Below are 21,614 nucleotides of genomic sequence, written 5' to 3' on the forward strand. Positions count from 1 at the left end.
ATTTCCGAACACTAAAAAACAGTGTCATAAGCATGGAAATCCACTTAAGGACGTCGAACAACTTGTCATGATTCACGGGCATCCCTCCTTTCGAAGGAACTGCACCGAGCACCCACCGACCACTATCTGTGATTTATTATAACGTTTATTGAGTTTGTCATAAAGTAAGCAAAGAAGGTTGCAGCGCAGAGAGACGCTTAATGTTAGTTGTGAGACACTGACGTATGTACGCGGACGAATCCGCAGCCTAAGGAGCCGATGTCGTCCTTTCGCATTCGGACAGGCTGCCGTCGAAATGGAAGTCGCCGGGTTCGCGGCGAGATGCAAGGTTATGGCCATCATCTTCTTTTTCACTTCATATTGCGATTTTCATGGGGACCGCTCTCTTTTTCAGCTCATTTCTCCAGAGCACCTCATCTTCTCCCATCCACTCCGGAGGTCGGCGCGCTCCCCGGCGGATCCAACTGAGTCATGGCTACTCATCTTGACCCGCCATGCGCATAAAGCCGCCCTCATTTGAGTAACCACGACTCATTTCGCCGCCCTCGCAGTCCGCTAACGGTCCAGTTGGGTCGTGACGACTCATCTTACCCGCCATACGCATAAAGCCGCCCTCATTTGAGTAAACACGACTCACTTCGCCACCCCCGCAGGTCCGCTAGCGATTCAGATGAGTCGTGGCGACTCATCTGACCCGCAATGCGCAATATAGCCGCACTCAAATGAGTAACCACGACTCATTTCGCCGCCCTCGCAGTCCGCTAGCGATCCAGATGAGTCGTGGCGACTCATCTGACCCGCAATGCGCAATATAGCCGCACTCAAATGAGTAACCACGACTCACTTCGCCGCCCTCGCAGTCCGCTAACGATCCAGTTGGGTCGTGACGGCTCATCTTGACCCGCCATACGCATAAAGCCGCCCTCATTTGAGTAACCGCGACTCATTTCACCCCCTCCGCAGGTCCGCTAATGACCCAGTTGGGTCGTGATGACTCATCTTACCCGCCATACGCATAAAGCCGCATTCAAATGAGTAACCACGACTCATATCGCCGCCCTCGCAGTCCGCTAACGACCCAGTTGGGTCGTGACGACTCATCTTGACCAGCCGCATATATCCGGCTGCAATCTGGCCGATCTCCATGTCAGCTATTCGCCCCCAACCCGAGCGTGGATTATTGAGATTTCGGCATCCGACGTGCCATTTATAATCGAATTATAAAAGAATCAACAAATATATGTTATAAACTTACAATGATCTTCGAATTTTGGTGTTATATAATATTACAAAAGAAGCGAAGCTGCCTGAAACCATGACATGAACGAAAGAAGGAGCGATGAACATGTATATTCAAGCGGATCCTTACCTGTATCCTTTTGACGGAAATATAACGGCTCGCAATACGGCGCTGATCGTGATCGATATGCAGACGGATTTTTGCGGTCCCGGCGGGTACGTGGATCGGATGGGGTACGATCTTTCGCTGACCCGGCGGGCGATCGGGCCGATCCGGAAGCTGCTGGCCGCCGCAAGGGCGATTCCCGGATTTACGGTCATTCATACGCGCGAAGGCCATCGTCCCGACCTGTCCGACTTGCCCGAAAACAAGAGATGGCGGAGCAAGCAGATCGGGGCCGAAATCGGCTCGCAGGGGCCGGCCGGAAAAATACTGGTCCGGGGCGAGCCCGGCTGGCAAATTATCGAGGAGCTGGCGCCGGCCGAAGGGGAAATCGTCATCGACAAACCCGGCAAAGGAAGCTTTTACGCGACGGATCTGGATTTGATTTTGAAAACGAAAGGGATCCGCAATCTCATTTTGACCGGCATTACGACGGACGTTTGCGTCCATACGACGATGCGCGAGGCGAACGACCGGGGCTACGAGTGTCTGATTTTGGAGGATTGCACCGGCGCGACCGATTTCAACAACCACCTCGCCGCTCTCCAGATGGTGAAGATGCAAGGCGGCGTGTTCGGCAGCGTGTCCGACTCGGAGAAGGTCATCGCGGCTTTGGGCGGCTTGGCCTGAATGGCGAAAAACGGACGAGGGATTGCGGAAAGTAAGGAGCAAGAAACAAAAAAGAAGTAAGAGGCAAGAAAGAAGCAAGAAAGAAGTCAGAAAGAAGTCAGAAAGAAGTCAGAAGCCATAAAAGCCGAAAAGCGAGCGCAGGAAGCGATGGCTGGCGCATGGATGAAAAAAGAGAAGGCCTGTCATCGAACATCGATTTGGCCGAAGCTGCAGGAAGGAGACCGATCCTATGGGGAAACGCCACATTCCGACCGACCTAACCATCGAGTGGCTAAGCGCGGCTTACGCGAATCGGGAATTGGAGCCGGAGGACGTGATCCGCGAACTGATCGCCCGCGCGGAAGCGGACGCGGACATGAACATCTGGATTACGCCTCCGCGCATGGAACGAATCCGGCCGTATCTGGAACGACTCGAAGCGACCGATCCGTCTTCTTTGCCTTTGTGGGGAATACCGTTCGCGATCAAGGACAACATCGACTGCGCCGGCATTCCGACGACGGCGGGATGCCCGGATTATCAATATATGCCGACGGAAAACGCGACCGTCGTGGAACGTCTCGTCGCGGCCGGGGCCATTCCGCTCGGCAAGACGAATCTGGACCAATTCGCCACGGGACTCGTCGGCACGAGAAGCCCTTACGGGGAGACGCATAATGCGCTAAGGAGCGAACTGATCAGCGGAGGCTCCAGCTCCGGGTCGGCCGTAGCGGTGGCGAGAGGCCAGGCCGCTTTCGCGCTCGGCACGGACACGGCCGGTTCGGGCCGGGTGCCCGCGGCGCTGAACGGCATCGTCGGCTACAAGCCAAGCCTGGGCGCCTGGCCGACAAAAGGGGTCGTGCCGGCCTCGGCCAGCCTCGATTGCGTGACGGTGTTCGCCCGGAGCCTGGAGGATGCGCTGGCCGTCGACCGCGTTGCGAGAGGATTCGACGCCGGCGACCCTTGGTCGAAGGACATTCCCGCGCCCGCGCCAAGGAAGCCGAAGCGCTTTCTGCTGCCGAAGGAGCCGCTGCGGTTTTTCGGACCGTTCGCGAAGGAATACGAAGCGGCATGGGAGGAGGCGAAGCGGCGGCTTGCCGCGATGGGCGCGGACTGGGAGCCGGTCGACATCGGGATGTTCATGCAGGCGGCGGCGATGCTCTACAGCGGCCCGTATGTGGCGGAACGCTGGGCGAGTTTAGGAGGCTTCGTTGAGCATCATCCCGGAAGCGCGTTTCCCGTGACCGAGCAGGTTTTGCGTTCCGGAGCGGAAGAGCGCCACCGCGCGGCATCCTTGTTCAAATCGCTTCACGAGCTGCAAGCCTACCGTCTGGAAGCGGGCAAGCTGCTCGAAGACGCGGTGCTCGTCATGCCGACTGCGGGCGGCACCTGGACGAGAGACGAGGTGCGGGCCGACCCGATCAAAACGAACAGCGAAATGGGTATTTATACGAACCATTGCAACCTGCTCGATTTGTGCGCGGCGGCGGTTCCGGCGGCGAGCGCGGCGGACCGTCTGCCGTTCGGGATTACGTTTTTTGCGCTCGCGGCAAACGAAGGCCTGGTCGCAAGCGCGGCCGAAACGTTTCTGAACGGAAGCCCATGGCCGTCCGGCGAAGCGGATCGAACGCTGGTCGCGGTATGCGGCTTGCATATGCGGGGCTTTCCGCTCGAGAAGCAAATGCTGGGCATGGGCGCCCGATTCGTCCGGGAGGACCGGACCGCTCCGAAGTACGAGATGATCAAGCTCGCCGCGACGCCGCCAAGGCCCGGATTGATCAAAAAAACGGACGGAGGCGCCTCGATCGGCCTGGAGCTGTGGGAAGTGCCGGTCAAGTCGTTCGGCGCGTTCGTGACGGGAATCGCAGCGCCTCTCGGCATCGGCAAGGTGGAGCTGCAGGACGGAACCGAGGTTCCGGGGTTCATTTGCGAAGGCTATGCGGAAGCCCTGGGAGAAAAAATAACGGCGCTGGGAAGCTGGCGCGCCGTTCCATAATCGTCATATCGAACCCTGCGCAAGAAGGCTGAAGCCGATCGGATCGGGAGTAGGCCTTCTTTTTTGTGTAATATATATGTTATGTTTATTTGTGGCTTACAATATTTTCATGTCAATTATATTAGATATTTATAAAGAAACGACTAGAATTATCGTCTATAATGAGTTAAAGTAAACAAATCTAATGAATCGTGTTATGAATTTTTACACCAAGGGGGCGATTCGATGAAGGCGCACGATATCGACGCGGACTCCTGCCTTCTGAAGGCGCAAGGCTTGACGAAACGGTTCGGAATCCTTACGGCGAATGAGTCGATTAACCTTGAGGTCAGACCGGGCTCCATTCATGCCATCCTCGGGGAAAACGGCGCGGGTAAAAGCACGCTGATGAAAATGCTCTACGGCGTGTACGTGCCCGACGAAGGCCAAATCCTGATGGACGGACAGGTCGTCGAACTTCACCCGCCGACGAAGGCAAGGGCGAAAGGGATCGGGATGGTGTTTCAGGACTTCCGGGTCGTTCCGGCGCTGACCGTGCTGGACAACATCGCGCTGGCGGTCGGAAAAGGCTGGCGGCTGCGGAGAAAGCAGCTGCGGGAGCAAATCAGGCAAATTTCGGCCAAATACGGCCTGGCGGTCGATCCGGACGCTTACGTATGGCAGCTTGACCTGGGACAGCGGCAGCGGCTGGAGATCGTCAAAGTGCTGCTCGTTCCGGGCACGAGAATCATTATTTTCGACGAGCCGACGAGCGTGCTCGTTCCCCAGGAAGTGGAATCCTTTCTCCGAATGCTCGACCTGCTGCGCAAGGACGGCTACGGCATTTTGCTCATCACTCATAAAATCAACGAAGTTCTCGCCTGCGCGGACCAGGCGACGGTGCTGAGAGCGGGAAAAATCACGCACCAGGTGACCCGCGAGGAGGGGCTCGACGGAGACGCGCTCGTCGCGGCCATGATGGGCGACAAGTCGCTGAAGGCCGTCGTGAAGCCGGCTCCCGACTTGTCGGAAACGCCGTCCGAGGTGCTTCGCCTCGACAACGGCACGATCAAAGGCGATCACGGCGAGGCGGTGCTCTCCGACGTGAAGCTTTCGCTGCGGAAAGGCGAAATCGTCGGCGTCGCAGGCATTTCCGGCAGCGGCCAGCGAGAGCTGGCGGAAACGCTGTTCGGCCTTCGCAAGCTGTCCGCCGGCACGCTCGCCGTGCACGGCAAGGAGATGAAAGGCGACGTCAAGGCGTTTCTGGAAGCGGGCGTTAGCTTCGTCTCCGAGGATCCGATCAAGGAATCGGTCATTCCGGGCTTCACGATTTTGCAGCATATGGTGCTGGACGGCATGCCGGTCCGCAACAAGGGGGCGGGCATCGACTGGGCACGGCTCCGGTCGGAGCTCGAGGCGAGCGAGGAAGCGAGGTCGCTGGCCCTCGCCGCTCCCGAACGGAGAGCGGATCAATTGTCCGGCGGCAACGTGCAGCGGATGGTCCTTTCCCGGGCGCTGATTCGCAAGCCCGACATTCTCGTGATCAGCTATCCGAGCCGCGGCCTCGACATCGGCACGACGAGAACGATTCAGCAGCGCCTGATCGAGCTGGCCGAGCAAGGAACCGCCATTCTGTTGTTTTCGGAAGATTTGGACGAATTGTTCAAGCTGTCGGACCGGTTGGTCGTGCTGTCGGGCAAACGGCTGCTCGGGCCGTATCTGCCGTCCGAAACCGATATTTCGCAAATCGGCAACCGCATGTTGAAGGGGGAATCCGCATGAGCCATCAAGCATCCGCGATCTTGCCCGAAGCTTCCGGTGCCGCGCGGAGCAAATGGGCCCCGATCGGCAAACAGGCGCTCGTCTGGCTGTCCCCGTTCGTGCTGTACGGCATTTTCCTGCTGTTCTATGGCGTCAACCCGCTCGAGCTGTACGCCTCGATGATTCAATCGACGTTCGGCGATTTGTACGGCTTCGGCGAAGTGCTGCTCAAAGCCACGCCGTTCGTGCTGACGGGGCTTGCGGCGGCGCTGCCCGCCAAAGCGGGGCTGGTCAACGTCGGCGGGGAAGGGCAGCTGGCGATCGGGGCGCTGTTCGCGACGACGGCGGGGGTCTTTGTCCTCGGCTCCTATCCCGCCTGGATCGGCATTCCGCTCATGCTGCTGGCCGGCGCGTTCGGCGGCGCGGCATGGGGAGCGATCATCGCGCTGCTCAAAGTCAAAGGCCGCCTGAACGAAACGATTACGAGCGTTCTGCTCAACTACGTCGCGGCTTACACCGTCAGCTTATGCGTTCACGGGTTTCTGAAAGATCCGGAATCGTTCAACTGGCCGTTTTCTCCGGAAATTTCCTGGTCGCTGCGGCTCCCGATTTTTAACGGCACGCGGCTGCACATCGGCTTTGCAATCGCGATCGTGCTGGCCTTGGCGGCATGGTACGTGCTGGCGAAAACGAGGCTCGGCTTCCGGATCCGGGTGCTCGGCAGCAACCGGTACGCGGCGGAAAGAGCCGGCATGAGCATCAATAAAACGTACTTCTGGGTGCTGATCGCGGCCGGCGCCGTCGCCGGCGTCGCGGGCATGATCGAAATTGCCGGCATCGAAGGGCGCCTTCGTCCGACGACCGGCGTCAACTACGGCTACTTCGGGTTTCTCGCGGCGATGATGGCATGGAACAGTCCGCTGAAGCTGTTGGGAACCGCGTTTCTCCTCGGCATGATCAGCGTGGCGGGCAATACGCTCGAAATCCGTTCCGGATTGCCGTCTTCCTCGGTCATGATCCTGATGGCGCTGGTGCTTCTGTTCATTCTCGGAAGCGGAAGGAGGGCGAAGCGATGATTGCGGATATTCTTACGGGGGCGATCCGATCCGGAACGTCCGTCATGCTGGCGTCGCAAGGCGAGCTCGTCTCGGAGCGGGCCGGAGTCATCAATTTGGGAACGGAAGGGTCGCTGCTGGCCGGCGCGCTCGGCGGCTTCGCCGTTACCGTCTGGACCGGCAACCCGTGGCTCGGCGCTTTGGCCGGCGGCGTTTGCGGCATGCTGCTCTCGGCGATTCACGCGTTTCTGGTCATCAGCCGGGGCGCGAACCAGCTGGCCACGGGGCTTACGCTCATGTTTTTCGGAATGGGCCTTACCTCGTTTCTCGGCCGGGATTTCGTTAGCGAGCAGATCGTCGGCTTCAATCCGGTGCCGATCCCGCTGCTTTCGGACATTCCGTTCATCGGCGGCATCCTGTTCAACCACGATCCGCTGACGTACCTTTCGATTCTGCTTGTTCCTTGCTTATGGTTCGTGCTGTTCCGAACCCGGGTCGGCACGATTCTTAGAGCCGCGGGCGAGCGGGAGGAAGTGCTGTTCGCGAGCGGGATCAACCCGAAGCTCGTCCGATACGCCGGCGTGCTGGCGGGCGGCTTCCTGGCCGGCCTCGGCGGCGCTCAGCTGTCGCTTGCGTTCACCCACAGCTGGGTGGAAAACATGGCGCAAGGCCGCGGCGTCGTGGCCGTCGCGCTCGTCATTTTCGCCTCGTGGCTGCCGGGACGGGCGATGCTCGGCGCTTATCTGTTCGGCGCCGCCCAGGCGCTGCAGCTTACGGTGCAGCAGCAGGGGCTTCCGATTTCCCCGTTTTTCCTGTTCATGGTTCCGTACCTGCTGACGCTGGCCGCGCTTCTGATCGTGGAGCGGCGGAAGCGAAGCACGACCCCGGAGGCGCTGGGCAAAGTGTTCGCCGGCGAAGGAAGCGGCTGATCGGCCTTGGGTCGGCGATCCCGCCCTGTTCGTTCTATTAAAGAGAGGCAACAAGGCAATTTCCATATAAAAAGGGCAAAGGTGGAGAGAAACCAATGAGAAAACAAACGAAAAAGATGGCAAAAAGCATGGTATTCGGCCTGATGGCCCTGATCGCGCTGCTCGCGGGATGCAGCCAGCCTGGCGGCAACAGCAGCGCTCCGTCAAGCGGCGCCTCGCCGTCCGCGGCGGCGTCGGGTTCGGGCGAAGCGATCGGCACGGGCGGCTCGGCCGTCGGCTTTATTTTCGTCGGAACGAAGGACGATTACGGCTACAATCAAGCGGCGTACCAAGGCAGCGTGGCCGTCGAGGAAGCGTTCCCCGACCTGAAGGTGCTCCGCGCCGAGAACGTGCCGGAAACGGCCGAAGCCGAGCGCGTCATGGAGCAGATGATCCAGGAAGGCGCGAAAATCATTTTCCCGACCTCCTACGGCCATCTCGATCCGGCTCTCAACGTGGCGAAGCGCCACCCGGACGTCGTGTTCTACCACCAGGGCGGCCTGAAAACGGCGGAAAACCTCGGCACCTACTTCGGCACGATGTGGGAGCCGGTATACCTCGCGGGCGTAGCGGCAGGCAAAATGTCCGAAACCGGCAAGCTCGGCTACATCGTTTCGGTTCCGATCCCGCAAGTGCTGCTTAACGTGAACGCCTTCGAACAAGGCGCGAAGTCGGTCAACCCGAACGCGACGACGTCCGTCGTCTTTACGGGAAGCTGGTGCGACCCGGGCCAGCAAGCGAACGCGGCGAACTCGCTCATCGACGGCGGCGCCGACGTGCTGACCCAGCACCAGGATTGCAGCAAAACGATCGTCGAAACGGCCGAACGCCGCGGCGTCATGACGGTAGGCTACCATGCCGATTCGTCCTCGCTCGCTCCGGAAGGCTGGATAACGGGTTCCGTATGGAACTGGCCGGATCTGTTCGTCGACATGGTGCAAACGGCGGTCGACGGCAGCTTCAAAGGCAGCATCTATGACGGCAAATTCCGCGGCACGCTGGCCGACGACGTCGTTCAGCTCGCGCCGTTCGGCAAAAACGTTCCGGAAGACGTCAAAGCGGCGGTGGAAGAGGCGAAGGCCAAGCTGATCAGCGGAGAGCTTCATCCGTTCGCGGGTCCGGTCAAGGATCAGGCCGGCACGGTCCGTTTCGCGGAGGGCACGACGCCGACGATCGACGAGCTGGAAGCGACGGACTTCCTCGTGGAAGGCGTCATCGGCAACATCAGCCAGTAAAAAGAACGCGCGAGGAAAGGGGAGCGGATCGGAATGAGCGGATTGGGAGGACTCAACAAATCGCCCGACGGCGTCGTCATCGGTCTCGTCCAGATGCAGCTGCCCGTCGTCGACACGCCGCGGCAGCTGGCGGAACAAACCCGGCGAATCGTGGACATGACGGCCAAGGCGAAGCGCGGACTGAAAAATATGGATCTCGTCGTTTTTCCGGAATATTCGCTCCACGGGCTCTCGATGAATACCGATCCGGCGCTGATGTGCCGGGTCGACGGCCCGGAGGTGGAAGCGTTCCGCCAGGCGTGCCGGGACAACGACATTTGGGGCTGCTTCTCCATCATGGAAGCGAACCCGGACGGCAATCCGTACAACACCGGCCTCATTATCGACAATGAAGGCGAAATTCGGCTGAATTACCGGAAGCTGCACCCGTGGGTGCCGGTCGAGCCGTGGGAGCCCGGCAATCTGGGCATCCCGGTTTGCGACGGTCCCAACGGCAGCAAGCTTGCGCTGATTATTTGCCATGACGGCATGTTCCCGGAAATGGCGAGGGAATGCGCGTACCGGGGCGCGGACATCATGATCCGGACCGCCGGGTACACGGCGCCGATTCGCCACGCCTGGAAGATCACCAACCAGGCGAACGCTTTCTGCAATCTCATGTATACCGTCTCGGTCTGCATGAGCGGCAGCGACGGCACGTTCGATTCGATGGGCGAGGCGATGATCGTCGGCTTCGACGGCGTTCCGCTCGTCGAAGGCGGCGGACGGCCGGACGAAATCGTCGCCGGCGAAGTCCGTCCGGCGCTCGCCCGCGAGGCGCGGCGGCTGTGGGGCGTGGAGAATAACATCTACCAGCTCGGCCATCGCGGCTACGTCGCGGTCGAAGGCGGAGCGCAGGATTGCCCTTATACCTATATGAAGGACATGGCGGCCGGGAACTACCGGCTCCCGTGGGAGGACGAGGTCGTCGTCAAGGACGGCACGTCCGAAGGCTTTCCGAAGCCGACGAGAACGTATCAAGGAACGCTCGAAGGAACGAAGTAGGCGGGGAGGTCGATTTCGATGAAACGAGTAAACGCGTCGCTTCCCTATCCGTTCGAATACGAAGCCGGCCGCGCGGCTCTGCTCGTCATCGACATGCAGAACGATTTTTGCGCGCCGGGCGGCTTCGGCGAGCGGCTCGGCAACGATATCGCTCCCGCCCGCCGCATCATTCCGGCGATTGCCGGGGTGCTGGAGGCGGCGCGGGAAGCGGGGCTGCTCGTCATCCACACGCGGGAGGGCCATCTGCCCGACTTGTCCGATTGTCCGCCGGCGAAGCTCGAGCGGAGCCGGAAGCAAGGGGCCGGAATCGGCGATCCGGGGCCGATGGGGCGCATCCTGATCCGCGGCGAACGCGGCCACGATATCGTTGCCGAGCTGGCGCCGGCGGCAGGGGAACCGGTCGTCGACAAGCCCGGCAAAGGGGCGTTTTACGCGACGGATTTGGAGCGGATGCTCCGGGAACGGGAAATCGAGCATCTGATTTTGACCGGGGTGACGACGCACGTTTGCGTGCATACGACGCTGCGGGAGGCGAACGACCGCGGGTACCGCTGCCTGGTGCTCGAGGATGCGACGGCGGCGTTCGATCCGGCCGACCACGAGGCGGCGCTTCATATGGTTCGCCAGCAGGGCGGCATTTTCGGCTGGACGTCGTCTTCGGCTGCTTTTATCCGATCTTTGCGAGTTTGACGCTGACCGGCCGCCGCCGAGAAAGGAAGATGACCTGAATGGAACAGCTGGCCAAAGTCGGGTTCACCGTGAGCGATTTGTTTATGATCCCCCACTTTAAAGACGCCGTTCTGCTCGGCGGCGGCGCCAACGCGGACAAAGTGATCAGCCGCGTCAACGTCATGGAGGTCCCGGACGTCATCGATTGGGTGCGGCCGGGGGAATTTCTGATGACGACCGGGTATCCGTTCCGGGACAACCCGGAGGTGCTGGCGACGCTGATCGGCCAATTGGCCCAGCGGGGAGTCGTCGCGCTCGGCATCAAGACGAAACGCTTCCTCGACGAGGTGCCCCCCGCCGCGATCGCAGCCGCCGAGCGGCACGGCTTGCCGCTGATCGAGCTTCCGCCGGGCACGACGTTTTCGGACGCCGTCCGCGAAATCATGGAACGCGTGCTCGTCTCGGAGTTCAAGGATTTGACGATCCTCCAAGGACGGGTGCAGCGCCTGTCCCACGTGCTGCTGCACGGGGATGGGCTTCCCGCGTTTTTGCAGCATTTGGAGCTCATGATCAAAAACCCGGTCGTGCTCCTCGATCCGAAAAACGGGGTCGTGGCGTCTCCGGAAGCGATGCCTCTGTGCGGCGGTATCGGCCCGGAGGAATGGGACCGCATCCGGAAGGAAAGAACATTGGAGACGAACGTGATCGGCGGAAAGGAATCCAGCATCCGCGTTCACGTCGCCGCGGTGAACGACGACGAGCTTCAGCCTTACCTGCTGCTCGTCATCGACCGAAAAAACGAATACAACGTCGTCGATACGCTGACGCTGAACTGGGCGGGAAGGCTGCTCGAGTTCGAAATCAGCAACATGCAGGCGCGTTCGCATATCGAAACGAAATACGCCGACCAGTTTCTGCAGGACTGGCTGGCGGGAAGAATCGTCACCGCGGTCGATTTGCGGCTGCGGGCCGAAGCGTGCGGCTGGCCGCTCGCGGAAGCGGCGCACTACACATCCGGCGTCGTTTATTTTCACAACCGGAAGTTAGAAGTGAAGGGGCTGCAGGAGCTGGCCAAACGGCTGAACTGGGAGTGCGCCGCCCGCAAGCTGGAAGCGAAATGGACCGTTCTCGAGGGCGATCTCGTCGTGCTGCTGACGCATTCGGAACCGGATAAGGCGGCCGATCGCCAGCAGCTGCTAAGCGAAGTCTCGACCTTGCTCCAGCAAGCCGTTCCGGAGTCGGGCGTGTCGCTTTGCCTCGGCCGGGAGGCGGGGGACCAGGTCAAGGCTGCGAGCAGCTACATCGACGCGCGGCGCGTGCTGGAGATCGCGGGAATTTGCTTTTTGACTTCTCCCGTGCTGCATTATGCGGATCTGGGCGTTTATTTGCTGCTGTACCGACTGAAAGGCACCGAAGAGCTGGCCGAATACCGCCGCCTGTATTTGCATCCGCTGCTCGAGCTTGACCGGAAGCAGCAGGGGGATTTGCTCAGCACGCTTCGGACGTATTTTCAATGCAACTGCAATGCGAAGGAAACAGCGGAACGGATGTTCGTACACTACAACACGATCATTTACCGGCTGGAACGGATCAAGGGCGAGCTGGGCATGCGGCTGGACGACCCCGATACGAAGTTCGTTTTGCAGCTGGCGCTCAAGCTGCATGAAATCAAGGAGCTTGCCTGACGGGAAAAGACGGGCTCCTTTCGGAACGAATCCGGTTTAGTTGCGGGTTGTCCGGAAAGGAAGCGCATATTTTGAAAAAATTCCGAACGATTGTATGGGCGATTGTACAATTGTTCGGCTTTTTGAGTTGACTTCGTCTGCTCGGATTGCTACACTAATGTTGCTGCCTTGCGGCCATTTGGTATCGCGTCGGGACGAAAGCCGTCTCCGATGCGCTTGCGCGTGCCTTCCGGCAATGGCCGGACGGGAATTCATCGGCGCAACGGGAGCATCATCATGCCGGCGGGAACGAAGCTGCCGGGTGGAGGGATTGCATTGTCTACAGTCGTTGTCGTAGGAACGCAATGGGGAGACGAAGGCAAAGGGAAGATCACGGACTTTCTCGCCGAGAAGGCGGACGTCGTCGCCCGCTATCAAGGGGGCAACAATGCCGGCCATACGATTCTCATTGAAAACAAAAAGTATAAACTGACGATGATTCCTTCCGGAATTTTCAATCAAAACAAAGTATGCGTAATCGGCAACGGGATGGTCATCAACCCCGCCGCGCTCGTGGAAGAAATTCAATACATTATCGATAACGGATTCAGCGTCGACAATTTGCGGATCAGCGACCGCGCCCACGTCATCATGCCGTATCATCTCGTGCTCGACGGGCTGGAAGAAGACCGCAAGGCCGACAACAAAATCGGCACGACCCGCAAAGGCATCGGCCCCTGCTACATGGACAAAGCCGCGCGCAACGGCATCCGCATCGCCGACCTGATGGTGGCGGAGGAATTTACGGAGAAGGCGCGCCGCCTGATCGAGGAGAAAAACCAGATCATCACGCAAATGTATCAAGGCGAGGCTCTGGATGCCGACAAGATCATTTCCGAGTATTTGGAATTGGCCGAGAAGCTGCGCCCCTACGTGACCGATACGTCGGTCGTGCTGAACGACGCCATCGACGAAGGCCGCAAAGTGCTGTTCGAAGGCGCCCAAGGCGTCATGCTCGACATCGACCAAGGCACGTATCCGTTCGTCACGAGCTCCAACCCGTCCGCGGGCGGCGTCTGCATCGGATCGGGCGTCGGCCCGTCGAAAATCCGCCAGGTCATCGGCGTCGCCAAGGCGTACACGACGCGCGTCGGCGACGGCCCGTTTCCGACCGAGCTGCATGACGAGCTGGGCCAATGGATTCGCGACAAGGGCCACGAATACGGCACCGTGACCGGGCGCCCGCGCCGCGTCGGCTGGTTCGACACGGTCGTCGTCCGCCATGCGCGCCGCGTCAGCGGCATTACCGGCCTTTCGCTGAACTCGCTCGACGTGCTCAGCGGGCTAGAAACGGTAAAAATTTGCACGGCCTATAAGTTCCGCGGCGAAATCATTCACCACTATCCGGCGAACCTGAAGGTGCTGGGGGAGTGCGAGGCGGTGTACGAGGAGCTGCCGGGCTGGAGCGAGGACATCTCCGGCGCCAAGACGCTGGAGGATTTGCCGGAGAACACGCGCAAGTACGTCGAGCGCGTATCGGAGCTGACCGGCATTCCGATCGCCATCTTCTCCGTCGGCCGCAACCGCGAGCAAACGAATCAGGTGACGGCGATTTACGAGTAAGCGGAAGTTGAAGGCGATAAGCGGATGCTGAACCAGATGCGCAGCACGGATGCCAAGCGAGATGCGCGCAGCAAATCCTGGCGGGATCCGACGCGAAGGTCATAGCGCAATAGGGATGCCCTCTGCGGAGCGTGAAGCTCCGTGGGGGGTTTTTCGTGTTTTTCGCGGGCTGTCGGGGCAGCAGGGCCGAATCCAGCCTCTTGCGATCCCCGCCAATCAACTGTACAATGTGTACTAGATAAAGTAGTACAGTCGTCCGCAACAACCCGGTACGGAAAAAGGAAGGAGCCGAACGAATGCCGCATGATCCAAATCCATGAACGGAGTCTTCTGCCGATATTCGAGCAAATCGTGAGCCAGGTGAAAGAACTGATCGCAAAAGGGGCGCTTGTCGAAGGGGACAAAATTCCCTCGGTCCGCGAGCTGTCGGCCACGCTGCTCGTGAACCACAATACGGTCGCGAAGGCGTACCAGGAGCTGGAGCGGCAAGGCGTGATCTTGTCGATCCGCGGCAAGGGCGCTTATGTCGCCAAGGCGGCGGAATCGCCGGGCATGCTGACGGAGCGGCTGAGAGAGCTGAAGGAGCGGCTGCGGCTGCTGGTGGTCGAAGCCCATCACCTGGGCATTGGCGAAAGTCAGCTTAAAGCCTGGATCGAAGAAGAAACCGCACGTTACGGGGGGGAAATGCATGCTCACGGCACGCAATCTGCGCAAAACGATTGAACGCAAGCCGGTGCTTCATCATATTGACTTCTCGCTCGCCCCCGGGCAAGTCGCCGGCTTGATCGGCCGGAACGGCTCGGGTAAAACGACGCTGCTGAAAACGCTGGCCGGCATTCTGACGCCGGATGAAGGGGAGGTAAGCTGCGGAGGGATGCCGATTCACGCGCATCCGGAGGCGAAGCGCGAAGTCGTGTTTATCCCGGACTCGCCGGAGGCGCTGTACGGGTACACGGCGTACGGGTGCGCCGATTTGTACGGGATGATCTACCCCCGTTTCGACAAGACGTTTTTCCTGGAGGCGATGAAGCGGTTCGGCCTGCCGGTCGGCAAAAACATCAAGCATTTTTCCAAAGGGATGAAAATGCTGCTCGGCACCGCGCTCGGCCTGGCTACTCGAGCCGGGTTCGTGCTGCTCGACGAGCCGACGAACGGCATCGACGCGATCGCCAAAAAGCAGATGCTGACGCTGCTGATGGAGGCGGCGGCCGACGGGACGGCGCTCGTCATTTCGTCGCATATGCTGGACGAGCTCGAACGGATCGCGGACATGGTTTTGCTGCTGAAGGACGGCACGATCGAGGTGCACGACCGGAACGGCGATGCCTATCCGGAGCTCGTCAAGGTACAGGTCGTGTTCCGCGGGGACGCGCCGGAGGAGTGGCTGTCTTCGCCTCGGGTCAAGGTGCTGGAGCGGGTCGGCAAGGTGTATACGCTGCTGCTCGGCAACGAGGCCGGACCGCGGGCGTTCCTTGCGGGTGCGGAGCCGCAAGCTTCCGCTTACGGGGAGTTGGAAGCGATGGAGCCGCTGCTGCTGGAGCCGCTGCCGCTGAAGCTGGAGGACATGTTCGAATGGAAGCTGGGAGGGCCGACCAATGCGAGATAAGGCGTTATGGAGCCGGGAGTATGCGCAGGCCAAGCTGTTCGTCTGGTTCGTGCCGGCTCTTCACTTCTTTACGCTGGGCTTCGCCCGAATAAACGACTTGTTGTTCGACGGCAGCCGGAGCCCGGAGCGATTGGAGGCCGCGCTTCGCTCCGGAGACGCGATGCAGGTCTACCAGTTCGGGAATCTGGAGTCGGTCGGCAGGGGATGGATGCTGCTCGCCGCGTTCGTGCTTGCGTTGGTCCAGTTCGGAACGGAGCGGCGCAATGGCTCGCAGGAGTTTCTGTTCTCCTTGCCTTATTCGAGGCGAAGGATTTTTTGTACGAAATGGCTGTTCGGAGCCGCGCTGATCGTAAGTACGTTCAGCCTGAATACGGCAATAGACATGGTCGCGGTGCTGTCCTCGCCGGCGGCGGAGCTGTTCAGCCTCGGCTATCACTTTACGCAATGGCTGTACTCGGTCGTCCTCCTTCTTGCGGCCTATTCGTTCGTTGCGCTCGTCGGGACGATAACGGGCACGGTTGCTTCCCAAACGACGCTCTCGTTGTTCCTGTGGGCAGCGCCTATGTCGATGTACATTGTCGCGGATGAGAGCTTTGGGATTATGTTCGGACGGGATCTTTTTCCCGATTCGTATTTATACGAGGAGTTGCAGGATTTTATTAATATTCCGGGGTACATAGCGTTAAGCTATGAATTCATTACGTGGGGGAAAATGGTTGTATTCGCTCTTGTTGCCGGAGCGCTTGTCCTGCTTGGAATGCGGGGCTATGAGCGGAACAAGCCGGAAAACAACGGGAAGTTCCTGATGTTCGGCTGGCTGGAGCTGGCTGTCCAGACCGCGATCGTCGTCCTGGCTTCCTTGCTTGCGGGCAATTTCGCGGCCGGGGTCGTTCGGTTGGGGGACGGGCGGCTCGGATTTTTGTTCGGTTTGGCGATCGGCTGCGCGGCAAGTCTCCTGCTGACGGCCAAGTTAAAAAGAATTCGGTTGAAATCATAGAAGAAAGGCATTTTCCGGAAAAAAAGAATGCGAGAAGCCCGGTTTGCCCATACTGAAAACTATGATCATAGTTTGGCAGGAGGGCAAGAAGGATGTTCAAATGGATAGGCTGGCTCGGCCGCCTGATCGCAAGCGCGCTGCTGCTCAGTTTTCTGTGCATCTGGACGACGGGGTACATTGTGAACAGCTACGTGGAAACGCTGCTGAAGCAAATGAACATCCCGCTCGAGGTGCAGCCGTTCGCGTTGTCGGGCGTATGGGGGCAGCTGTGGGGAGCCGAGGAACCCGCGGCCGCGGACGCCGGGACGGAATCTCCCGAGCCGGGACCCGCGCCGGGCGAGAAGGCGGCAACCGGCTCGGAGCGCGGCGAGACGGGCGCGGATCCCGGCCCGGAGAACGGAACCGGCGGGGGGAGCGAGGCGGAACCGCCGGAGCCGGGCGCGGAGGAAAGCGGCCTTGCGGGCGCGGGCGGAACGGATGGAACCGATGGAACGGATGGAGCGAATGAAGCCGATGGAACCGGCGGACCCGGACAACCGCCGGAGGCAGGAGCGGACGACGCGCCCGCAAGCGGCGGCCTCGACGGCGAAGACGGGGCGGCCGAACCGGACACGGTGCCGGTCATCGGCGAAGACGAAGCGATCGGCGCGATTCAAGGCTTGACCGACGGCGAGCGGCAGGAGCTGTTCTCGCTCGTCGTGTCGAAGCTCGATTCGGCCCAGCTCCGGCAAATGAGCGGCTATTTGTCGGAGGGCGTATCGGCGGAGGAATTGGCGGAATTGGAGCGGATGCTGCGCGGCGTGCTGGACGACGATGAATTTGCGCGAATGATGGAGCTTCTTGGCGAATCGCCGCCAGATCATCAACCGTAAGTCAGGCCCCTTTTATAAAACGTTTCGGGACCTTCGAACGAGATTCGAAGGTCTTTTTGGCTATTATTAGAATTCTCTCACGCTTTGCTATATTCATTGATGGGTTTGTTAAAGGTATGCTAAAGTAATAGACAGGCTGCGACAAAAGAAACGGAAAAGTTTACCGAATGGAAGCGAAAAGGAGAAAATCATGGCCGTTTTTAAGAAAGCGGGCCCGATCCGGAACGTGCGGTCTTCCATTAGACAACGCATCCGGGATCTCGAGTCCGCAAGTTTTTGGCAACATTACAAGAAACCGATTCTCGCCACGGCGGCCGCGCTTATCGCGGTTTCGGGCGTTTTCGTCGGCTCGATCCAATATGTGAAGGCGAACTCGGTCTCCTATTATCAAGTTCTATTAAACGGAGAGCCGATCGGAGATATAAGCGATACGAAGCTGGTTCAGGATTTACTCGACGAAAAGGCGAAGGAGCTCGCCGCCGCCGAAGGCGACGTCGTCTACAAGCTGTACGATGACCAGGTGAGTTTCGAGCCTGAAACCGCCTACAAGAAAACGCCCGACGACGAGTCGACGCTCGAGCTCGTGGCTGCGGGCCTGAAGACGCATCCTACGGGCGTCAAGCTGATGATCAACGGCAAAGAGGTCGGCATCGTCAAGGACAAGGCCACGGCGGACGCCATTCTGGCGCGAGTCAAGGAAAAGTTCGTTCCCGCCTCGGCCCAGGTCAAATCGAACGTTCAGGCGCTTTCTTACAGCGCCGGCGCGACCGCCGCTGCGGATACCGCCGCTTCGGCGAATGCGACGCCCGGAGAAGAGCGCATCGTCGAGTCGATTCAATTTTTGGAGCAAGTGAACACGATTCCGGTCGATCTGGATAAGGCCGACATCGACGATCCCGAAGAGCTTTACCAGCTGCTGACGACCGGCAATCCCGAAACGGTTACCTACACCGTTCAGGAGGGAGATTGCATCGGCTGCATCGCGCAGAAGCAGGGCGTTTCGGAATCTCTCATTTACGCCAACAACACCTGGATCGAAGACGATCGAATCGATGTCGGGGACGTACTTAACCTTACCCAAATTCAACCGGTGCTGAACGTCCAAACGCAAGAACAGGTGACGGAAATCGAAGTGATCGATCCGCCGGTCGAAATCCGCAAGACGGACGAGCTGAAGCTCGGCCAATCGAAGACGGTGCGGGAAGGCACGAACGGCAAGCGGAAAGTCACCTACAAATTGGTCAAGCAGAACGGAGTGGCTATCGAAGAAGAGTTGGTGTCCAGCGAAGTGCTGGTGCCCGCCGTTTCGACCGTCATTTTAAAAGGAACGAAAGTCATTCCGAGCGAAGGCACCGGAACGTTCGCCTGGCCGGTATCGAACGCGAAAATTTCAAGCTATTACGGCAAGCGCTGGGGCCGCACGCACAAAGGCATCGACCTGACCGGGAGCAAGACGATCATGGCCGCCGACAACGGCACGATCGAATTCGTCGGCACGAAGAGCGGCTACGGCAACACGATCATCATCAATCACAACAACGGCTTCAAAACGCTTTACGGCCACCTGAAAAGCTTCAGCGTCAAGGAAGGCCAGGTCGTCTCGAAAGGCGATTCCATCGGCGTCATGGGAAATACAGGACGCTCCACCGGCACTCATCTGCATTTCGAAATTCATTTGAACGGCGTCATTCGCAATCCTACGAGTTATTTATAATAGAAAAGATAAACAGATACAGAGAGAAGACCGATCCGTTTGGCGCCTTTCGATGCCGGGCGGGTCGGTTTTTTTGTCGAATAAAACGGCCTCCCCGAACTTCGGTCGGACGACCCGCCGGGGCTAGGTACCCCCTTGTCGAAATTCACCCTAGGAAATGTTAAGTAATTTGACAATATGGTCGGAAGAAAGAGAAAAATAGATTGACATCTGACATGTATAGGGCGTACCATGCAAGTGTATCTGCAAAATATGGATATAATTCCTATTTTATAAAGGAGGATATGCGATTTATAACGAAAAGCAGTGTTATGTATGTTAACGTAAATGCCGTGGATCGGGAACGGAAAACGCATGCCGACAACAAGAACGAAGCGGACGATGAAACTACTCTTTGGGAGGACGACCAAGTGAACTTGCGAAGTCTTTTTTTCAAGCGTGTTGTTTTCATGTCGCTATTGACGGGTCTTTTGATGAGCGGCCTGACCGTATCTGCGGCCGAAAGCTTTTCCTATGAAGAAATAACGGTAAAAGATTTGCAGCAAGGGTACGAAGAAGGGGCATATACGGCGGAGGAAGTCGTACAGTCGTACCTCGATCGCATCGAAATCTATGAACCGAACTATAACGCTTTTACGATGATGAATTCGGAGGCTTTGGCGGAAGCGCGCGAAATCGACCGGCGCCGGGCGGCCGGCGAGGAGCTGGGGCCGCTGGCGGGCGTGCCGATCGTCATTAAGGAAGCGGTCGACGTCGCCGGCTTCCCTTCGACGTTCGGATGGGCGCCGCTCAGCAAGGAGTCGGGTGGAATCGAAATCATCCCCGAAAAAGACGCGCCCGTCGTCGCCAGGCTGAAGGCGGCCGGGGCGATCATTCTCGGCAAAACGAACATTCCGGCGTTCAGCGCCGACGGTACTCGCGCGAGCACGAGCTGGGCGGGCGACACGTACAACGCCGTCGACCGCAAGCTCGTTCCCGGGGCGAGCAGCTCCGGAACCGCGATGGCCGTCTCGGGGAATTTCGCAGTGCTGGGCATCGCGGAGGAAACCGGCGGCTCGATTCAAAATCCGGCGGCGGCGCAGGCGCTCGTCGGCATTAAGCCGACGTTCGGCCTCGTTCCGAACGCGGGCGTCGTGCCGCTGGGCGGAAGCACGAGAGACGTCATCGGGCCGCATGCGCGAACGGTGCGGGACGCCGCGCTCATGCTTGACGTCATTGCGGGCTATTCGGCGGAAGATCCGAAGACGGTCGCCTCGATCGGCAACATTCCCCGCAACGGCTATACGTCCAAGCTCAGCACGCTGGCGCTGAAGAACAAGCGGATCGGCCTTTACGGGCCGGGCTGGCTCGACCAGGAAATGTCGAAGGAGACGCAGGCGCTGTACGATCGCGCCGTCAAGGAACTGGAAAGCCAGGGCGCGGTCGTCGTCACCGATCCTTTTGCCGGTTCGGAGTTCGCCGCATACGCGAAAGAGGTCGGATCGCTCGGTCTCGAATCGCTGATATACGACATGGAACAATATCTGGAGCGCCTCGGCCCGGACTCGCCGATTCAATCGGTAACGGAGCTGATCGCAAAAACGGGCGAAACGCCCTCGCTGTTCGAGAGATATAAGGAATCTCTGGAAAATCCGGACGAAATTCCGGACCTGTCAACGTATGCGGCGGCCCGCACGAAGCTGCTTCGCATTTTCAACGACGTCATGGACAACAACGATCTGGACGCGCTCGTTTTCCCGCAAATGTACGAGGAGACGCCGCTGCTGGACGGAGAGGAACGGATTTACGACACGACCGTTCCGGAAATCAACATTCTAGGCGTTCCTTTGATCACGGTGCCGGCAGGTTACTACGATAGCGGCGCCCCGTTTTCCCTCGCGTTTCTCGGCAAGCTGTGGAGCGAAGCCGACCTGCTCGGCATGGCATTCGACTACGAGCGGGCCACGCAATATCGCGTTGCGCCGACGCTGGTCGTCAAGCCTTAAGGGGAAGGATAGAGGGTAGAAAAAAAGCTTTCCCTGGCCGTCAGGTGCCGGTTCGGGGAAAAGGATAGACGTCCCCCTCGGCAAATGCCGAACCGGGGAAGAGGGATAGCCGTCCTCCTCGGCGACTGCCGATTCAGGGGGACGGTTTTTTGCTTCGCGTTTGCGCCGCATATGGGCGCGAGCGTGATTTGGTCATTGCGCAGCCGCGGCCTCCGCGCGCCAGGCGCCATGAAGTTCCGCCTTTGCTCGTCATGCCCTGCGAAGCTCACCTTTGCGCGCCGGGGCTGCGAGCGGCACGGCTTGCGGACAGCGGAAACGGGGACGGGCCCGGGCGGAGGGAGCCTTCGTTGGATTTTATCCAATCTACAGAAGGGAAAACGGTGAAACCCTCCGTCTATAGTGGATTTTATACAACGAGAAACCGGGAATGAGAGA

At 59.4% G+C, this 21,614-nt stretch carries 16 protein-coding genes; all 16 read left to right on the plus strand.

Translation table 11 applies throughout. The annotated features are described in order from the left end of the window. Positions 1–1,345: 1,345 nt before the first annotated feature. The 16 genes from biuH (at position 1,346) to B7E11_RS04145 (ending at position 21,179) form a co-directional block, all read left to right on the plus strand. Positions 1,346–2,032 carry a biuret amidohydrolase gene (gene biuH, locus B7E11_RS04070; protein WP_205429314.1) on the plus strand — a complete coding sequence of 229 codons (687 nt, stop codon included), beginning with the start codon at positions 1,346–1,348 and terminating at the stop codon, positions 2,030–2,032. Between the two features lie 229 nt (positions 2,033–2,261). Beyond that, positions 2,262–4,007 carry an allophanate hydrolase gene (gene atzF / locus B7E11_RS04075; protein WP_080832333.1) on the plus strand — a complete coding sequence of 582 codons (1,746 nt, stop codon included), beginning with the start codon at positions 2,262–2,264 and terminating at the stop codon, positions 4,005–4,007. A 225-nt stretch (positions 4,008–4,232) separates the two neighbouring features. Then, positions 4,233–5,768, plus strand: coding sequence for an ABC transporter ATP-binding protein (locus B7E11_RS04080; protein ID WP_080832334.1), 1,536 nt, complete (start codon positions 4,233–4,235; stop codon positions 5,766–5,768). Further along, entirely contained in the window at positions 5,765–6,823 is a 1,059-nt protein-coding gene (locus B7E11_RS04085; protein ID WP_080832335.1) for an ABC transporter permease, read from the plus strand. Before B7E11_RS04080 ends, B7E11_RS04085 begins: the two co-directional genes overlap by 4 nt. Then, positions 6,820–7,731 carry an ABC transporter permease gene (locus B7E11_RS04090; protein ID WP_080832336.1) on the plus strand — a complete coding sequence of 304 codons (912 nt, stop codon included), beginning with the start codon at positions 6,820–6,822 and terminating at the stop codon, positions 7,729–7,731. Before B7E11_RS04085 ends, B7E11_RS04090 begins: the two co-directional genes overlap by 4 nt. 95 nt (positions 7,732–7,826) lie before the next feature. Continuing rightward, positions 7,827–9,005 carry a BMP family ABC transporter substrate-binding protein gene (locus B7E11_RS04095; protein WP_245809614.1) on the plus strand — a complete coding sequence of 393 codons (1,179 nt, stop codon included), beginning with the start codon at positions 7,827–7,829 and terminating at the stop codon, positions 9,003–9,005. Between the two features lie 33 nt (positions 9,006–9,038). Then, positions 9,039–10,049: a formamidase gene (locus B7E11_RS04100; RefSeq protein WP_080832337.1), complete on the plus strand. Its 1,011-nt coding sequence runs from the start codon at positions 9,039–9,041 to the stop codon at positions 10,047–10,049. Positions 10,050–10,067: 18 nt separating this feature from the next. Then, positions 10,068–10,739, plus strand: a complete 672-nt coding sequence (locus tag B7E11_RS04105) for a cysteine hydrolase family protein (protein ID WP_080832338.1) — start codon at positions 10,068–10,070, stop codon at positions 10,737–10,739. Positions 10,740–10,777: 38 nt separating this feature from the next. Further along, positions 10,778–12,403, plus strand: a complete 1,626-nt coding sequence (locus B7E11_RS04110) for a PucR family transcriptional regulator (RefSeq protein WP_080832339.1) — start codon at positions 10,778–10,780, stop codon at positions 12,401–12,403. A gap of 315 nt (positions 12,404–12,718) precedes the next feature. Next, positions 12,719–14,005 (plus strand): adenylosuccinate synthase, encoded by a 1,287-nt coding sequence (locus B7E11_RS04115; protein ID WP_080832464.1) that lies wholly within the window; start codon positions 12,719–12,721, stop codon positions 14,003–14,005. Between the two features lie 303 nt (positions 14,006–14,308). Continuing rightward, entirely contained in the window at positions 14,309–14,728 is a 420-nt protein-coding gene (locus tag B7E11_RS04120) for a GntR family transcriptional regulator (protein ID WP_080832340.1), read from the plus strand. Beyond that, on the plus strand, positions 14,694–15,611 hold the full coding sequence (locus B7E11_RS04125; protein WP_080832341.1) for an ABC transporter ATP-binding protein: 918 nt from the start codon (positions 14,694–14,696) through the stop codon (positions 15,609–15,611). Before B7E11_RS04120 ends, B7E11_RS04125 begins: the two co-directional genes overlap by 35 nt. After that, on the plus strand, positions 15,601–16,608 hold the full coding sequence (locus tag B7E11_RS04130; protein ID WP_080832342.1) for an ABC transporter permease subunit: 1,008 nt from the start codon (positions 15,601–15,603) through the stop codon (positions 16,606–16,608). Before B7E11_RS04125 ends, B7E11_RS04130 begins: the two co-directional genes overlap by 11 nt. A gap of 92 nt (positions 16,609–16,700) precedes the next feature. Further along, positions 16,701–17,480 (plus strand): ICP22 family protein, encoded by a 780-nt coding sequence (locus B7E11_RS04135; RefSeq protein WP_080832343.1) that lies wholly within the window; start codon positions 16,701–16,703, stop codon positions 17,478–17,480. 190 nt (positions 17,481–17,670) lie between these two features. After that, entirely contained in the window at positions 17,671–19,194 is a 1,524-nt protein-coding gene (locus tag B7E11_RS04140; protein ID WP_080832344.1) for a M23 family metallopeptidase, read from the plus strand. Between the two features lie 410 nt (positions 19,195–19,604). After that, on the plus strand, positions 19,605–21,179 hold the full coding sequence (locus tag B7E11_RS04145; protein ID WP_245809615.1) for an amidase: 1,575 nt from the start codon (positions 19,605–19,607) through the stop codon (positions 21,177–21,179). Positions 21,180–21,614 lie beyond the last annotated feature (435 nt).

Origin of the sequence: Cohnella massiliensis, assembly GCF_900169535.1 — a bacterium.
Lineage (GTDB): Bacteria > Bacillota > Bacilli > Paenibacillales > Paenibacillaceae > Cohnella > Cohnella algarum.